Below are 14,052 nucleotides of genomic sequence, written 5' to 3' on the forward strand. Positions count from 1 at the left end.
CTAGTAATCGGCGTCAGCTGATGCAGAACTCGTTGCCCTCGGGGTCCGCCATGGTGTGCCAGGAATGCGGGCCCTGCCGCGCGGACCAGAGGAAGGAGGCGCCCCGGGCCTCGAGTTCGCTGCGGACCTCGTCCTTGTCCCGGCCGTCCAGCCGGACGTCCCAGTGCACCCGGTTCTTCACCGTTTTGCCTTCGGGCGCGGTCTGGAACAGGATGCGCCGCTCGGGGGCCTTGGACTCTATCTCTTCCGGTGGCCTGATGGCGGCACCGTCCTTCCACACCAGGTTGCCCCGGTGGGTCATGGTCTGGCCCTCGGTGGCGTACCCCTGCTCGATCATGGAGCGGATGAAGCCCGCGTCCTGGGGTTCCACCGCCCACTGCAGGGTTTCGGCCCACCAGTCGGCGAGTTCATGCGGGCTGGCGGAATCGACAACGATCTGGATGTTCAGTCCCATCCGTCCACGGTAAAGGCGGCAAGGGAATTGCGGAAGGTCCGGTGCGGGGACTCAGGCCTGGACGTTCTGCATCTGGCCGAAGAGCTCCGGCGGGATGGCGTAGACGAGGATGACGGCCAACAGGTTCTTCGCGGCGTGCACGAAGTAGGAGAACATGACGTTCTTCCCGGTCCACATGTAGACGAACACCAAGGTGGCGCCCATAGCCAGGTAGGGGAGCAGCGCGGTAAGGGTGACCGCTTCCTGTCCCACGATGTGCAGCGCGGCGAACAGCACCACGGACAGGGCGCAGCAGATCCAGATGTTCACGCGCCTGGACATCTTGCCGATGAGCAGGTGCCGGAAGATGTACTCCTCCACGAACGGACCCACCACCACCAGCAGCGGCACCATGAGCCAAGCGGGGACCTGCTGCATCAGCGCCTGCAGCCCGGCCTGGTTCTGCGAGGTTTCCACCTGCCCGTTCGCCGCCACCACCACCGCGGTGAGGATCATCATGGCAATGACCGCTGCCGGCACCATCAGCAGGGTGAACCAGGGCCGCGCTGCCAGGACTTTGAGGTCCCGGACCACCACTTTGCGGGCGGCCAGGAACGCCAGTATTCCCACCGAGGCATAGAACAGCAGGTTCACGGCATAGGAAGCTGCTGCCGGGGACGGGGCCACCTGCCGCAGCAGCGGGGCCAGCATATCCCCAGCCACAGCGAACAGCCCGGCAATCGCAACATAGAGGCACAGCGTGGCCAGGTCCATCGGGGAGAAACGATACAGCTGGGGCTGCGGAGCGGGCGGTAAGCGGTGGGCTGTTGCCATGCCCCCAAGCCTATCGCCGGGCGCTGGGATGTAGTGCGGGTCACGTACCACTCCGGACCGTCTTGTAAGATGGTCAGGTCGCGTGAAGCTTCGGCAGTTCGACCGATCCACCCTCACATCTGTGGTTGCCAGGCCTAAAGGCCGAATTTTGTGAGCTTGATCATACGAAGACCGGATGCGGCCAACCCCCAACCCACAAGGAACAGTTGTGCCTCAAAGTACCCCCACAGACCTAAAGAACAGCACGGCGCCATCCCCCGCCGTCGACCCCTCCCTCAGCGCCGAGGGCTACAGCAAGACCCTGGGCCGCCGCCACGTCACCATGATCGCCATGGGCGGCGCAATCGGCGTCGGCCTCTTCATGGGGGCAGGCGGCCGCCTCGCCTCCACCGGTCCGGCCCTGATCTTTTCCTACGCCATTGCCGGCGTCATTGCCTACCTCCTGATGCGGGCCCTGGGCGAGCTCATCATGTACCGCCAGACCTCCGGCTCGTTCGTCAGCTACGCCGGCGAGATGTTCGGCAAGAAGGGCGCCTTCCTGTCCGGGTGGATGTACTTCATTAACTGGGCCATGACCGGCATCGCCGAGCTCATCGCGATCGGCCTGTACTTCCAGTTCTTCTTCCCCAACGTTCCCGTGGAACTGTCCGCCATCGCAGCGCTGGTGCTGCTGGTGGCCGTGAACCTGTTCAGCGTCAAGGCGTTCGGTGAGTTCGAATTCTGGGCCTCCTGCCTGAAGGTGGCCGCGATCCTTATCTTCCTGGCCGTCGGTACCTTCATGGTGGTCACCAACGCCAGGGTGGGCGGCGGCCACGCCTCCGTCAACAACCTCTTCGCAGCAGACGGCGGTATGTTCCCCAAGGGCGCCCTGGTGATGATCCTGGTCCTGAACGCCGTGATCTTTGCCTACAACGCCATCGAACTGGTGGGCATCACGGCCGGTGAAATGCAGGACCCGGAACGCGAAGTGCCCAAGGCGATCCGCGCCGTCGTGGTCCGCATCGTGGTGTTCTACGTCGGTTCCGTGACCCTGCTCGCCATGCTGCTGCCCTCGGACCAGTACAAGGCCGGCACCTCCCCGTTCGTCACCGTCTTCGGCCAGATGGGCCTGGGCTGGATGGGCGACGTCATGAACATGATCGTGATCACCGCCGCCCTGTCCTCCTGCAATTCGGGCCTCTACTCCATTGGGCGCATCTTCCGCACCATGGCCAACAATGGACACGCTCCGCAGTGGCTCACCCGCATGTCCACGCGCCATGTGCCGTACGCAGCGATCCTGGCCATCGGCGGCGTCTACCTGGTGGGCATCCTCCTCAACATCTGGCTTGGCGGCTCGCACGCGTTCGACCTCGCCCTGAACACCGCCTCCATAGGCGTGATCTTCACCTGGGGCTCCATTTTCGCCAGCCAGATCGCGCTGCGGAAGAAGAAGGGCAACGTCTCCAGCCTGCCGATGCCGGGTTCGCCCTGGACCAGCTGGGCCGGCCTCATCGCCCTGCTCATCATCACCGTGCTGATCGGCTTCGACACCATGACCAGCAAGGACGGTGAAGTGTTCTACCTGGGCCTCTGGACGCTGGCCACCATTCCGTTCTTTGCCGTGGTCCTCTGGCTGGGCTGGCAAAGGGTCAAGAACAACCAGCCCAAGAGCGAGCTCTTCAGCTAGGTTCCTCGACGAACGTCCGACGGCGGGCCGCCCCTTGAGTGGGCGGCCCGCCGTCGGCGTTTCCGGGGATGGGTCAGTCCTTCAAGTACCTGTCAGTCCTTCAGATACCTGGCGAAGTGGTCCTCGATGCGCTGCCAGGCCTCGGGGGCGGACGCCGGGTCCGGCCCCACGCCCATGACCCGCATCAGCGGCCTGAGGAGAACCGGTCCCAGCTCTGCATCATTGAGGAAGGCGTGGCCGGCGCGGGGAAATTCCTTGACGCTGTGCTCGATGCCCAAGTGGTCGAGGGCTGATTCGAGCCGGGCCGCGGCTCCCTTCAGGGACTTGTCCGCACCGCCGAAGTTGGCCACGATAGGGCAGGCACCGCGGAGTGCGTCTTCCAGGTCCTGCTGCTGCTTCCCTGGGAGCCGGCCGTAGTTGACGGAGGCGGCATCGAATCCGTCCCGTGCCACCAGCAGCGCGAATCCGCCGCCCATGCAGAAGCCGATCACCCCGGTTTTGCCGTTGCCCAGTTCAGACTCCGCCAGCCAGGTGCGGGCCGTGGCGATGTCAACGAAGGGCCGCCCCGTGCGGGCGGCCATGGCACGCATGGTTGCCACCAGGCAACGCCGCGGGCCGCCGTCGCTGTATAGATCCAGCGCCAGGGTGAGGTACCCCGCGCGGGCCAGCCGGTCCGCGTGGCGCCGGGTCTGGTCATCCAGGCCGAAAGCCTCGTGGATCATCACGATGCCGGGAAAAGGCCCCTGCCCTTCGGGCACGGCAAGATAGCCGTGCAGGGAAGGGGATCCGCCGGCAGCGGTGCTCGCAGCGCTGAGGTCTACGTTCGTCATGGCCCAAGGCTAACCGGCAGCCTCCGGGATGTCGCGCGTTTGTGCCCCGGGGTATTCGACGGCGGGAGGCCGGGTGGTGCGCGCGGCGCTGCCGGGGCAGACTGGGCCTGTGAACGAACCGTGGGTGCTGCATGTGGACCTGGACCAGTTCATCGCCGCCGTCGAAGTGCTGCGCCGTCCCGAGCTTGCGGGCAGGCCGGTGATCGTGGGCGGCCGTGGCGACCCCACCGAGCGTGCAGTCGTGTCCACCGCGTCCTACGAGGCGCGGGCCTACGGCGTGGGCTCCGGAATGCCGCTGCGCATTGCGGCGCGGAAAGTGCCCGATGCGGTCATCCTGCCGGTGGACCACGAGGCCTACCTGGAAGCATCCGAAAAGGTGATGGCGGTCCTGCGCGCCCAGCCGGGAACCACCGTCCAGGTGCTCGGCTGGGACGAGGCATTCGTCGGCCTTGAGACGGCCGATCCCGAAGCCTTCGCCCGCCGGCTGCAGGAGGAAGTCCTGGCGGAAACCCAGCTGCACTGCAGCGTCGGCATCGGGGACACCCTGGTCCGTGCCAAGGTCGCGACAACGTTCGGCAAACCCGCCGGCGTCTTTCGGCTCACGCAAGGGAATTGGCTCGAGGTTATGGGGGAGCGGCCCACCATCGATCTCTGGGGCGTGGGACAGGCAGTGTCCCGCCGTCTCTCCACCCTCGGTATCACGACCGTTGCTGACCTGGCAGCGGCCAACCCTGGGGACCTGGTTCCCGAATTCGGTCCAAAAATGGGGCCCTGGTACGCGCAGTTGGGGCGGGGAGACGGCTCCCGGGTGGTTGACGACACCCCATGGGTGGCGCGAGGGCACAGCCGCGAGACTACCTTCCAGCGGGATCTGACGGATAGGGCACCGATTGAGGATGCCGTCCGGGAGTTGGCGGCGCACGTCATGGAGGACGTCGCTTCCGAAGGCAGGCCCGTGATCGGCCTGACGCTGAAGGTGCGGTACGCCCCGTTCACCACCAGGACCTACGCTCGGAAGATCCCCGAGACATCCGATCCCGAGGTGGTGCTGGCACAGGTGCTTGACCTGGCCTCGAAGATCGAACCTGGGCAAGCTGTCCGGCTGCTGGGTGTCCGTGCCGAGATGACCATGCCCGAAGATTCCCGGAAGGGGCACACGCCGACCCGCAGCGGCTGGTGAGATTTCCCCCATCGATTGCTCCGTACTTGTCGTTCTGACGCCTCAAAACGGCAGGTACTCAGCAGTCGATGGTGGGTGGACAGCGAAACGGCGGCGGATCCGATGGATCCGCCGCCGTTTGGGGCTGTTGCAGCACGCCGTTCGCTGCGGCTGCACCAGCAAGGACTAGTCGCGCTTGAACTCGTCCTTCACGCTTTCGCCCACCTTCTTGGCGTCTGCCTTGACCTGGTCGGCCTGGCCTTCTGCCTTCAGGCGGTCGTTGTCGGTCGCGTTGCCTGCAGCTTCCTTGGCCTTGCCGCCGAGGTCCTCTGCCGCGTTACTGATCTTGTCTCCGAGGCCCATGGTTCCGGCCTCCTCTCGTTTCCGTCGATCAACCGTGCCCTTTCACAATAAACAAAGCTTGCTTACTGTTTCAAGCCCTCCTGTGTGGTGTTCCTTGTCGGGGGCCGGCGCTAGGCTCGGGGCTATGGATAAAGCACGTGGCACGGCGCCGGCCAAGGTCGCTGCACCCCGGCTCTCCGCGGTTGAGCTGCCGGACCTTGAAGACCTGCCGGACCCGTCGTTGGGCCGCGGGGGCCGGTACGAGAACGTACGGTTCAACCGCACCACCCTGGACGGTCTTGACCTGGGGGAAGCTGTATTCGCCGAGTGCCGGTTCGATGCCGCATCTTTCAACGAGGCCCAGCTCCGCGGTGCCTCGTTTCGCGACTGCATCCTGGCGGAGGCCTACGCGCCGGTCTTCCAGGGCGCCCGCAGTACCTGGCGCGACGTGGAGCTCCGCAACCCGCGCCTGGGCTCCGCGGAATTGTATGAAAGCGGCTGGCAGTCAGTCAGGATCGACGGCGGCAAGCTGGACTTCCTCAACCTCCGCGGCGCCAAGCTCAATGACGTGCTGATCAGCGGCTGCATCATCAACGAACTGGACCTCGGGGGTGCCGGCGCAACCCGCGTGCGGCTGGAAGACTGCACTGTTGGATCGCTGGACGTGGCAGGAGCCAGGTTGAAGGACTTCGACATCCGGGGCACGCAGTTCCGCAGGATCAGCGGCCTGGGCAGCATGTCCGGACTTGTCATTGATGAGTACCAGCTAGGCCTCCTGGCGCCGCTGATCGCCGCGCACCTGGGAGTGAAGGTCCTGTAACCGGATGCGCACCAAGAGCCTTGCCGTGTACCATTTACAGAACGAACGGTCGGTAAGTGGAAGATTCCGCTGTGCCGGCCGCCGATGACAGTGCTGTTTATCGCGTGAAGGGTGTTTCCATGGCTGCAACTGCAGGTCCGCAGGCTTTCCTTGTTGGCGGCGTCCGAACGCCCGTGGGCAGGTACGGAGGTGCCTTGTCCTCCGTGCGGCCGGATGATCTCGCCGCCCTGGTGGTCCGCGAGGCCGTGGAACGTGCCGGCCTGGATCCTGAAAGCATCGACGAGGTGATCCTGGGCAACGCGAACGGCGCGGGCGAGGAAAACCGGAACGTGGCCCGGATGGCCACCCTGCTGGCCGGGCTGCCGCTGCACATTCCGGGAATTACGGTCAACCGGCTCTGCGCGTCGGGACTCAGCGCCATCATCCAGGCCAGCCACATGATCAAGGCCGGAGCCGCGGACATCGTGATCGCCGGCGGCGTGGAGTCCATGAGCCGCGCACCCTGGGTGCAGGAAAAGCCCACCGCCGCGTTCGCCAAGCCGGGCCAGATCTTCGACACCTCCATCGGCTGGCGTTTCACTAACCCGCACTTCCAGCACGGCGGCCTGTCCCGGGACGGGAAGATGACGTACTCCATGCCGGAGACGGCGGAGGAAGTGGCCCGTGTGGACGGCATCACCCGCGAAGACGCTGACGCGTTCGCCGTCCGTTCCCATCAGCTGGCCCTGGACGCGATCGAGGCGGGCCGGTTCAAGGACGAGATCGTCCCCGTCACGGTCAAGACCCGCAAGTCAGAGACCGTGGTGGACACGGACGAGGGCCCGCGGGCCGGTACCAGCATGGACGTTCTCGCCCGGCTGAAGCCGGTGGCGCACGGCGGTTCCGTGGTGACGGCCGGGAACTCCTCGTCCCTGAATGATGGCGCGTCGGCCATCATCATTGCCTCGGAAGCAGCCATTGAGCGGCTGGGCCTGACGCCCCGTGCCCGCATCATTGACGGCGCTTCTGCCGGCTGCGAGCCCGAGATCATGGGCATCGGCCCGGTCCCCGCCACGCAGAAGGTGCTCAAGCGGAGCGGCCTGAGCGTCGGTGACCTGTCCGCCGTCGAACTTAATGAAGCCTTTGCCACGCAGTCACTGGCCTGCATCCGCCGGCTTGGACTCGAGCCGGAGATCGTGAACCGCGACGGCGGCGCCATCGCTTTGGGGCACCCGCTCGGTTCCAGCGGGTCACGGCTCGCCATCACCCTGCTGGGGCGGATGGAACGCGAAGACGCAAAGATCGGCCTGGCCACCATGTGCGTGGGCGTTGGGCAGGGCACCGCGATGCTGCTGGAGAAAATCTGATGACCGCCACGGTGGACCTCACGGCAGAGAACTTCTCCGCGCTCCTCGTGGAGGAGCGTGAGGACCGGGTGGTGGTGCTGCTCAACCGGCCCCAGGTGAAGAACGCGATCGACCAGCAGATGGTGGACGAACTCCACACTGTCTGCGCGGCACTGGAACAAAACCCCAAGGTGCTGATCATCGCCGGCGTGGACGGGGTCTTCGCCTCCGGTGCCGACATTGCCCAGCTGCGCGAACGCCGCCGTGACGATGCCCTGCAGGGCATCAACTCCACCATCTTCGTCCGGATCGCCAAGCTGCCCATGCCGGTCATCGCCGCACTGGACGGCTACTGCCTGGGCGGCGGCGCCGAACTCGCCTACGCCGCGGACTTCCGCATCGGCACCCCCAACGTGCGGATCGGCAACCCGGAAACGGGGCTGGGAATCCTGGCCGCAGCCGGCGCCAGCTGGCGGCTCAGGGAACTGGTGGGCGAGCCGCTGGCCAAGCAGATCCTGCTGGCCGGGCTGGTCCTTGGCGCAGACGAAGCCAAAGCGGCCAACCTCATCACCGAAATCCACGATCCCGCCGAGCTCCTGGACGCCGCCCACAGCCTGGCCAACAGGATCGGGCGGCAGGACCCGCTGGCCGTCCGCATCACCAAATCCGTTTTCCACGCCCCCGCAGAAGCGCACCCGCTGATCGACCAGCTGGCGCAGGGCATCCTCTTCGAGTCGCAAGCCAAATTCGACCGGATGCAGGCGTTCCTGGACCGCAATGCAGCGAAGAAGGCAAACACCGCCTCCGCACACCCCGCCGACGGAAAGTAGACCATGAGCAACCCGAAAGTTCCCGCCAACCTTCCCCCTCTCGTGGGGGTGCTGGGCGGCGGCCGCATGGGCGCCGGCATCGCCCACGCCTTCCTGATCAAGGGCGCCAATGTGCTGGTGGTGGAGCGCGACGACGTCTCCGCCGAAGCTGCCCAGGAACGGGTGGAGTCGGCCGCGTTGAAGAGCATCGAACGCGGGGCGGTGGATGCCAACTTCGAGGAACTGGTGACCCGCCTGACCGTCAGCACCGACTACGACGCCTTTGCGGACCGGCAGTTGGTGGTGGAAGCGGTCCCTGAAGACTGGGACCTCAAAGTCACGGCATTGAGGGGCATCGAGGAACGGCTGGGGCAGGACGCCTACATCGCATCCAACACCTCCTCGCTGTCCGTCAGCGGACTCGCCCGTGAACTGAAGCGCCCGGAAAACTTCGTGGGCCTGCACTTCTTCAACCCCGTGCCTGCATCCACGCTCATCGAGGTGGTGCTGGGGGAGCGCACGTCTCCCGAACTTGCTGCCGCCGCCAAATCCTGGGTGGAGGCACTCGGGAAGACCGCCGTCGTCGTCAACGATGCCCCGGGGTTCGCGTCCTCACGCCTGGGCGTGGCCATCGCACTGGAGGCCATGCGGATGGTGGAGGAAGGAGTGGCGTCCGCCGAGGACATCGACAACGCCATGGTCCTGGGCTACAAACACCCCACCGGACCACTCAAAACCACTGACATCGTGGGCCTCGACGTCCGCCTGGGCATCGCCGAGTACCTCCATTCCACCCTCGGCGAGCGGTTCGCGCCGCCGCAGATCCTTAGGGACAAGGTGGCGCGGGGGGAACTCGGACGCAAAACCGGGAAGGGCTTCTTCGACTGGCCCAGCTAGGCTGTCCGCCTTCGGGAATGGGGGCTAGTCGAAAATGCCCACGATGTAGCCGATGAAGTACAGGAGGCACAGCAGGACCACGACGCCAATGATGCCGATCCACAGGAACTGGGTGCCTTTCCTGGTGCCGTGCTCTTCGTGGCCTTGCGGGCCTGCGGTGGAGGCTTCTCCCGGCGGGGTTTCACCCGGGGGAACTCCGCCGCCGGGCTCCAGGCCGGTGATCTTGTCGTCCTCGGGATCCGGGTTGGGTCCTGACACAATAACTCCCTCGCTCGACGTCGTGGTGCTTGCCCCAGCGTAACCCGCCCTGCCGGCGGGCCTAGGCTGGTGCAGTGACTTTCCTTGAACCCCTTACCCTGACCGGCCGCTATGTAATCCTGGAGCCGCTCGCGGAAGAGCACCACGACGGGCTGCTGGACGCGGCTAGGGACGGCGAGCTGTGGAAGCTCTGGTACACGTCCGTGCCCGCGCCCGACGCCATGGCGGCCGAGATCAGGCGCCGGCTCGCCCTGCAGGAGCAGGGGTCGATGCTGCCCTTCACCACCCGGCTGATTGATCCCGGCACGGGCCGCCCGGGCCGCATCATCGGTATGACCACGTACATGAACATCGATGCCGCCACGCCCCGCGTGGAAATCGGCTCCACGTGGAACGCGGCCTCCGTGCAGGGGACAGGGACCAACCCCGACTCCAAGCTCCTGCTGCTCCGGCATGCCTTCGAGGTGCTGGGCTGCCCAGCCGTGGAGTTCCGCACGCACTGGCTGAACCACCAGTCGCGGGAGGCCATCGCACGGCTGGGAGCCAAGCAGGACGGGGTGCTCCGCAGCCATTCACGGACCAGCGACGGGAACCTGCGGGACACCGCGGTGTTCTCCATCCTGGAGCACGAGTGGCTGGCAGTCCGCGCCGGGCTTGAGTACCGGCTGGACCGGCGGGGTTACGGAACGGAGTAAACGCCCGATCCGCTGAGTGCCTTGAAGTAGGCCTGGTAGCCCGCAGCGTTTGGGTGGAAGCCATCAGGCGCGGTGCCAAGGTTGATCCACGGCTGTGGCGACAAGGCGCCGTGGCCGAGGAAGACGGTCCGCACATCGACGTATTGCACTTTGGGGTCCCCGGCAGCGGCGGCATCGGCCTCCTTCGCCGCGGCGTCGATCGTGTCGTCCAGCCGGTCCGCCAAGTTGGTGGCCGTGTAGATGAACTGCGCAGCCGGGTCGGTCATCCCTGCCGGGATTGGGTCCAGGAGGTAGGGATAGCCGGTCACCACAATCTTGGCGTTTGGCGCTGCGGCCCGCACGCTCTGGATCATCGTAACCAGATCGCTTTTCAGCTGGCCGCTCTGAAGCTGTATTCCGATTGCTCGAGGGCGCCGCCACATTTCGGAGCCGGTGGGAGCTGCGCCAGGACGACTCCGCAATAGTTGATGATGTCCCCGAAGCCGATGTTGTTGCCGCCTGCCGTGATGGTCACCAGTTCCGTACTCTTATTCAGCTGGCGCAGTTGGGTGTTCACGACGTCCCATGTGGTCTTGCCGCTGCAGGCAGCATTGACTACCAGTTTGACGGCCTTGTCCTCGGCGGCGAGTTCGGAATAGCTGTTGTCGCTGCGGTAGCAAGCATCCTGATACGCCCCTGCCCCTTGGCCGGCGGCATAGGAATCTCCGAGGGCTATGTATTTGATCTTGTCCGCGGCCTGCGCAGGGCGGCCGTTAAACCAGCGGTGATTGCCAAGGCGGCGAGCCCTGCTGCGAGACCCGACTGCCGCCGTCGTACTGAATTCTTCATCTTTTTGTCCCCTGAAATGACGTGCTGCCCCCGGATTGAGGGCAGCAGAGAGTAAGGCTACGCGGCAACCCGGCGGAGGACTTGGGCCGGGCAGCCCTTCCTTCGGCAACGTTTCTCCGTTATGTGACCCGGGCTCGCAGGTGTGTGGTTAGCTGTGCGGATGAGCAAGCAGGGCAAGTCCGTGGAGTGGGATGGCGCTGTCAACGCATGGCACGTCTCCGGCGGAATCTACCGGATGGGGCGGCGCGAGTGGCTGACCGAAGCAGGGTGGAAGCAGGCGTTCGACGACGGCGTCCGCACCGTCGTTGATCTCCGCAACCCAGGCGAGGGCCGGCGCCGCGACAGCGATCCTGATGTGCCTGCCGCAGCCCGGGCGGACATCGATGTGGTGCAGGCACCCACGGAGGAACCGGGGGATGCGCGGTTTACCGCCGTCACAGGTCCCTACCTGAACGATCCTGCACACTATGCCGATAATGCGCGGCTTTTCCCGGAGAGACTGGTGGGCGTCTTCCGGGCCATTGCCCTTGCCGCGGCCAAGGGGGATGTGGTGCTGCACTGCGCCGCCGGGCGGGACCGCAGCGGACTGGTGGCTGCCATGGTCCAGGACCTGGCGGGTGACTCCGATGAGGCCATCGCCGAGGGCTACCGGCGGGCAGCCCGCGGGATCAACGAGCGCTACCGCACCCATGGGCCGCCGCACAGCCGGGAACGCTACCTGACCGAGCCGGAGCTCGAGCCCCTGCTGGAGCAGCGAGGCCTCGCGGTAGTCGCATTTGTCCGGGCCCTCGACACGCGTGGCTATCTCCTGGCCAACGGGCTGCAAACAGCCGAACTGGATGCTGTGCTGGCCCTCTCCGGAACGCATGCGCCTACACTGGGACCAGTGTGACGTATGTGACGTGAGGGACTACTGCCTCCGTTGCGTGGACCGGCAGAGAGACGGCTATGAGCGGAACGGCAGCACCAGGGAACCAATTACTTGCCGCGGGAGTGATGGCTGGCATCGTTCTTGCGTTGGGCGTTGGTGCTGTGCCCACCGCGGCCTTCGCCGGGGGCCCCGAGCCAGGCAGCAGGTTGGCAGATCCTTATCCTTCGCCGGCTCCTTCCGTCGAAGGGCTCGCCGAAGCCGTGCTCCGTGACCTGGGCATGACGCTGGCGGAATTCAACGCGGCGGGCGAACTGGGGCGGCAGGCCATGCAGGCCCTGGACTCCCTCCAGGTGCTCCCGGGCTACGAAGGACTCAGCATTGGAAACGGAAAGATCCAGGTGCGGGGCACAGGTTCTGCCCTGCAGGCCCGGGTGGACGAACTGAACAAGACCGGCGGCGGCACATTCGTGCTCGTTGCACCCCCGGCACTCGAGGCCTCAGTCCCAGCGCCGGCACCCGATGCGCCGTCCGCCCCACCCCAATCCAAGGTCGCTCCAACAGCTGAGCCAGCCCCGGGCCGGCAAGTCGCAGTGAGCGCCGCCCAACTCTTCCAGGCGTACTTGCGGGACGTCGGAACAGCAGACCTGCAGGCTGTGGTCTCCGAGGCTGGACAATTCGTGATCCGCACAGGCGGAGTCGCCGCGGCACAGTCAGCATCTGAAGGAGCTGCAGCGGCAGGCACCGCACACCAAAGCGGCGCCGCAAGTCCCGGCAAGATTTCGCCATCGGAATTCGTCGCGAAGTACGCGAACGTCGTGCTCGACGGCGCTGCCCCCCTTAAGCCGGAAGCAGACGTGCCGGGCGGGGTTGGCTACAGGTCGGACCAGGGGTATACCTGTTCGACCGGCTTTTCCGCCTTTGACCCGGCGGGGCTGCCCGCTGTCCTGACTGCCGGACACTGCGCGGAAGACGGTACTGCCACAACCGTTGACCTGCTGCTCGGGGGAGTGCCTTCCGGGCGGCTGGGAACCTTCCAGTTCAGCCAGTTCGGCGGTCCAGGTAACTCTCCGGTGCTCGATCCAACAACCCCCACCGGTCCCGACTACACAGCAGTCACCGATCCCGGGAATGTGGGCACCGACATAGCCGTCATCGGGGCGATCGGGCAGGACCTGGACCCTCTACCGGCCACCAGTACCCACGGGAACCCGTTACAGCCCGGCCCGGACGTCAAGATCATCGGAACGGCTGCCCCGGTGCCCGGGATGCCCGTCTGCCGCTCGGGGTGGAGGACGGGGTGGTCTTGCGGCCACGTCAGTGCCGTGGGGATCTTCCTGGTGGGCGGCCCCACGTACGTCGATGACCCTGCCGATCCCGGGCACAATGACATCCGCGCGTTCAACGGGTTCCTCTCCTACGATGTCCAGTCCGCGGGCGGTGACTCAGGTGGCCCGTGGATCAGTGGCAACTTCGCGGTGGGCATCCATTCCGCCGGCGAATCGGGCGGGGCGGTAAACATTGCCGTGGCTGCTACGCTCCAGGACTCCCTGAAGGTACTTCACGGCTATCAGCTGGAACTTTTCCTGAACAAGCCTGCCATCACGGCACCCGCGTCCGGAGCCGCCTACCAGCCGGGCCAGGTCATCAGCGGCCAGGTTCCCGCGGCTCCCGCATCTGCCGTTGCCGCCGGATCCACGGTCCGGGTCACGCTCCAGGGAAAGGACCCGTTCGAGGTGCCCGTGGACTCGGCCGGCAAATGGAGCTTTACGGCTCCGCAGGGCACGGAAACGCTCCGCTTCACCGCAGAAACGGTAAACGGGTTCAGCCGGTCCGGTGCCAACAGCTTTGAGTATGCGTCGGCAGCGGCACCGCCCGCCCCGCCGGCAAGCCCGGCACCCACTGAGCCGCCGGCAAGCCCGGCACCATTGACGCCCGCGCCGAGCGGGCCTGCCCTGACTGATCCTGCCCTGACTGACCCAGCCCCCGCGGATCCGCCGCCTGCCCAGCCTGCGGAAACTCCCGCCGTCGTACCTCCGCCGGCAACCAGCCCGGCTACCGCCGCTCCTCCTGCGGACCTTGCCAACACGGGTGGAAGCGGTGATCCCGCCAGTGGCGGCCTGGCGTACACCGGGTCAGCCGGGTTGCTTCCCGCGGCTGCTGCCGCCGCGGGCGCCCTTGCTGTCGGGATTGTGCTGACGGTGCTTGTCCGCAGGCGGAAGCGGCGGGCTTCACGGTAGCCGCCACGCGCCGGGTCGCCGTTAGGGGACCCGGCCCGTGGCGAC

General features: G+C 66.1%; 16 protein-coding genes. 9 read left to right on the forward strand and 7 right to left on the reverse strand.

Features of this window, described 5'->3' with window-relative positions; genetic code table 11:
* Positions 1–13 precede the first annotated feature (13 nt).
* Together ACTHQS_RS11205 and ACTHQS_RS11210 are read right to left on the reverse strand one after the other, a co-directional pair.
* Entirely contained in the window at positions 14–454 is a 441-nt protein-coding gene (locus tag ACTHQS_RS11205) for a VOC family protein (RefSeq protein ID WP_440168690.1), read from the reverse strand.
* Between the two features lie 51 nt (positions 455–505).
* The gene (locus tag ACTHQS_RS11210; RefSeq protein WP_440168692.1) at positions 506–1,267 is read right to left on the reverse strand and encodes a lysostaphin resistance A-like protein; all 762 of its coding nucleotides are present in this window, start codon (positions 1,265–1,267) and stop codon (positions 506–508) included.
* 208 nt (positions 1,268–1,475) lie between these two features.
* Between ACTHQS_RS11210 and ACTHQS_RS11215 the strand changes: the two genes are divergently transcribed.
* Positions 1,476–2,936 (forward strand): amino acid permease, encoded by a 1,461-nt coding sequence (locus ACTHQS_RS11215; protein WP_440168694.1) that lies wholly within the window; start codon positions 1,476–1,478, stop codon positions 2,934–2,936.
* 92 nt (positions 2,937–3,028) lie between these two features.
* Here the strand turns inward: ACTHQS_RS11215 and ACTHQS_RS11220 are convergent, their stop codons facing one another.
* Positions 3,029–3,766, reverse strand: a complete 738-nt coding sequence (locus tag ACTHQS_RS11220; RefSeq protein WP_440168697.1) for a dienelactone hydrolase family protein — start codon at positions 3,764–3,766, stop codon at positions 3,029–3,031.
* A 109-nt stretch (positions 3,767–3,875) separates the two neighbouring features.
* On the opposite strand from ACTHQS_RS11220, the gene ACTHQS_RS11225 reads away from it, so the two are divergent.
* The gene (locus ACTHQS_RS11225) at positions 3,876–4,946 is read left to right on the forward strand and encodes a DNA polymerase IV (RefSeq protein ID WP_440168700.1); all 1,071 of its coding nucleotides are present in this window, start codon (positions 3,876–3,878) and stop codon (positions 4,944–4,946) included.
* Between the two features lie 165 nt (positions 4,947–5,111).
* On the opposite strand, the gene ACTHQS_RS11230 is transcribed toward ACTHQS_RS11225, so the two are convergent.
* Positions 5,112–5,288 (reverse strand): CsbD family protein, encoded by a 177-nt coding sequence (locus ACTHQS_RS11230; protein WP_043452369.1) that lies wholly within the window; start codon positions 5,286–5,288, stop codon positions 5,112–5,114.
* Positions 5,289–5,412: 124 nt separating this feature from the next.
* Here ACTHQS_RS11230 and ACTHQS_RS11235 point away from each other — a divergent pair, with 124 nt between their 5' ends.
* The 4 genes from ACTHQS_RS11235 (at position 5,413) to ACTHQS_RS11250 (ending at position 9,118) form a co-directional block, all read left to right on the forward strand.
* Positions 5,413–6,087 carry a pentapeptide repeat-containing protein gene (locus ACTHQS_RS11235; RefSeq protein WP_440168703.1) on the forward strand — a complete coding sequence of 225 codons (675 nt, stop codon included), beginning with the start codon at positions 5,413–5,415 and terminating at the stop codon, positions 6,085–6,087.
* Positions 6,088–6,206: 119 nt separating this feature from the next.
* Positions 6,207–7,433 carry a thiolase family protein gene (locus tag ACTHQS_RS11240; RefSeq protein ID WP_440168705.1) on the forward strand — a complete coding sequence of 409 codons (1,227 nt, stop codon included), beginning with the start codon at positions 6,207–6,209 and terminating at the stop codon, positions 7,431–7,433.
* Positions 7,433–8,242 carry an enoyl-CoA hydratase/isomerase family protein gene (locus tag ACTHQS_RS11245; protein WP_440168707.1) on the forward strand — a complete coding sequence of 270 codons (810 nt, stop codon included), beginning with the start codon at positions 7,433–7,435 and terminating at the stop codon, positions 8,240–8,242. The genes ACTHQS_RS11240 and ACTHQS_RS11245 overlap by 1 nt, the downstream gene beginning before the upstream one ends.
* A 3-nt stretch (positions 8,243–8,245) precedes the next feature.
* Positions 8,246–9,118, forward strand: a complete 873-nt coding sequence (locus tag ACTHQS_RS11250) for a 3-hydroxyacyl-CoA dehydrogenase family protein (protein WP_440168710.1) — start codon at positions 8,246–8,248, stop codon at positions 9,116–9,118.
* Between the two features lie 24 nt (positions 9,119–9,142).
* On the opposite strand, the gene ACTHQS_RS11255 is transcribed toward ACTHQS_RS11250, so the two are convergent.
* Complete coding sequence (locus ACTHQS_RS11255; protein ID WP_440168712.1) at positions 9,143–9,376, reverse strand: DUF6480 family protein; 234 nt, start codon at positions 9,374–9,376, stop codon at positions 9,143–9,145.
* Positions 9,377–9,450: 74 nt separating this feature from the next.
* Here ACTHQS_RS11255 and ACTHQS_RS11260 point away from each other — a divergent pair, with 74 nt between their 5' ends.
* Complete coding sequence (locus ACTHQS_RS11260; protein ID WP_440168715.1) at positions 9,451–10,071, forward strand: GNAT family N-acetyltransferase; 621 nt, start codon at positions 9,451–9,453, stop codon at positions 10,069–10,071.
* On the opposite strand, the gene ACTHQS_RS11265 is transcribed toward ACTHQS_RS11260, so the two are convergent.
* Together ACTHQS_RS11265 and ACTHQS_RS11270 are read right to left on the reverse strand one after the other, a co-directional pair.
* Positions 10,056–10,493 (reverse strand): GDSL-type esterase/lipase family protein, encoded by a 438-nt coding sequence (locus tag ACTHQS_RS11265; RefSeq protein ID WP_440168718.1) that lies wholly within the window; start codon positions 10,491–10,493, stop codon positions 10,056–10,058. The two genes, ACTHQS_RS11260 and ACTHQS_RS11265, sit on opposite strands and share 16 nt — an antisense overlap.
* Positions 10,442–11,008, reverse strand: coding sequence for a GDSL-type esterase/lipase family protein (locus ACTHQS_RS11270; RefSeq protein ID WP_440168720.1), 567 nt, complete (start codon positions 11,006–11,008; stop codon positions 10,442–10,444). The genes ACTHQS_RS11265 and ACTHQS_RS11270 overlap by 52 nt, the downstream gene beginning before the upstream one ends.
* Positions 11,009–11,059: 51 nt before the next feature.
* Here ACTHQS_RS11270 and ACTHQS_RS11275 point away from each other — a divergent pair, with 51 nt between their 5' ends.
* Positions 11,060–11,791, forward strand: coding sequence for a tyrosine-protein phosphatase (locus ACTHQS_RS11275; RefSeq protein ID WP_440168723.1), 732 nt, complete (start codon positions 11,060–11,062; stop codon positions 11,789–11,791).
* A 104-nt stretch (positions 11,792–11,895) separates the two neighbouring features.
* Positions 11,896–14,007, forward strand: a complete 2,112-nt coding sequence (locus ACTHQS_RS11280) for a S1 family peptidase (protein WP_440168726.1) — start codon at positions 11,896–11,898, stop codon at positions 14,005–14,007.
* Positions 14,008–14,052 lie beyond the last annotated feature (45 nt).

Origin of the sequence: Arthrobacter sp. SAFR-044, from assembly GCF_051965175.1 — a bacterium.
Taxonomy (GTDB): domain Bacteria; phylum Actinomycetota; class Actinomycetes; order Actinomycetales; family Micrococcaceae; genus Arthrobacter.

Excerpts from the sequence above, each read along its gene's own strand:
- ACTHQS_RS11240 (WP_440168705.1), top strand. The coding sequence starts at position 6,207 with ATGGCTGCAACTGCAGGTCCGCAGGCTTTCCTTGTTGGCGGCGTCCGA.
- ACTHQS_RS11245 (WP_440168707.1), top strand. The coding sequence starts at position 7,433 with ATGACCGCCACGGTGGACCTCACGGCAGAGAACTTCTCCGCGCTCCTC.
- ACTHQS_RS11275 (WP_440168723.1), top strand. The coding sequence starts at position 11,060 with ATGAGCAAGCAGGGCAAGTCCGTGGAGTGGGATGGCGCTGTCAACGCA.
- ACTHQS_RS11280 (WP_440168726.1), top strand. The coding sequence starts at position 11,896 with ATGGCTGGCATCGTTCTTGCGTTGGGCGTTGGTGCTGTGCCCACCGCG.
- ACTHQS_RS11220 (WP_440168697.1), bottom strand. The coding sequence starts at position 3,766 with ATGACGAACGTAGACCTCAGCGCTGCGAGCACCGCTGCCGGCGGATCC.
- ACTHQS_RS11250 (WP_440168710.1), top strand. The coding sequence starts at position 8,246 with ATGAGCAACCCGAAAGTTCCCGCCAACCTTCCCCCTCTCGTGGGGGTG.
- ACTHQS_RS11210 (WP_440168692.1), bottom strand. The coding sequence starts at position 1,267 with ATGGCAACAGCCCACCGCTTACCGCCCGCTCCGCAGCCCCAGCTGTAT.
- ACTHQS_RS11265 (WP_440168718.1), bottom strand. The coding sequence starts at position 10,493 with ATGTGGCGGCGCCCTCGAGCAATCGGAATACAGCTTCAGAGCGGCCAG.
- ACTHQS_RS11230 (WP_043452369.1), bottom strand. The coding sequence starts at position 5,288 with ATGGGCCTCGGAGACAAGATCAGTAACGCGGCAGAGGACCTCGGCGGC.
- ACTHQS_RS11235 (WP_440168703.1), top strand. The coding sequence starts at position 5,413 with ATGGATAAAGCACGTGGCACGGCGCCGGCCAAGGTCGCTGCACCCCGG.
- ACTHQS_RS11205 (WP_440168690.1), bottom strand. The coding sequence starts at position 454 with ATGGGACTGAACATCCAGATCGTTGTCGATTCCGCCAGCCCGCATGAA.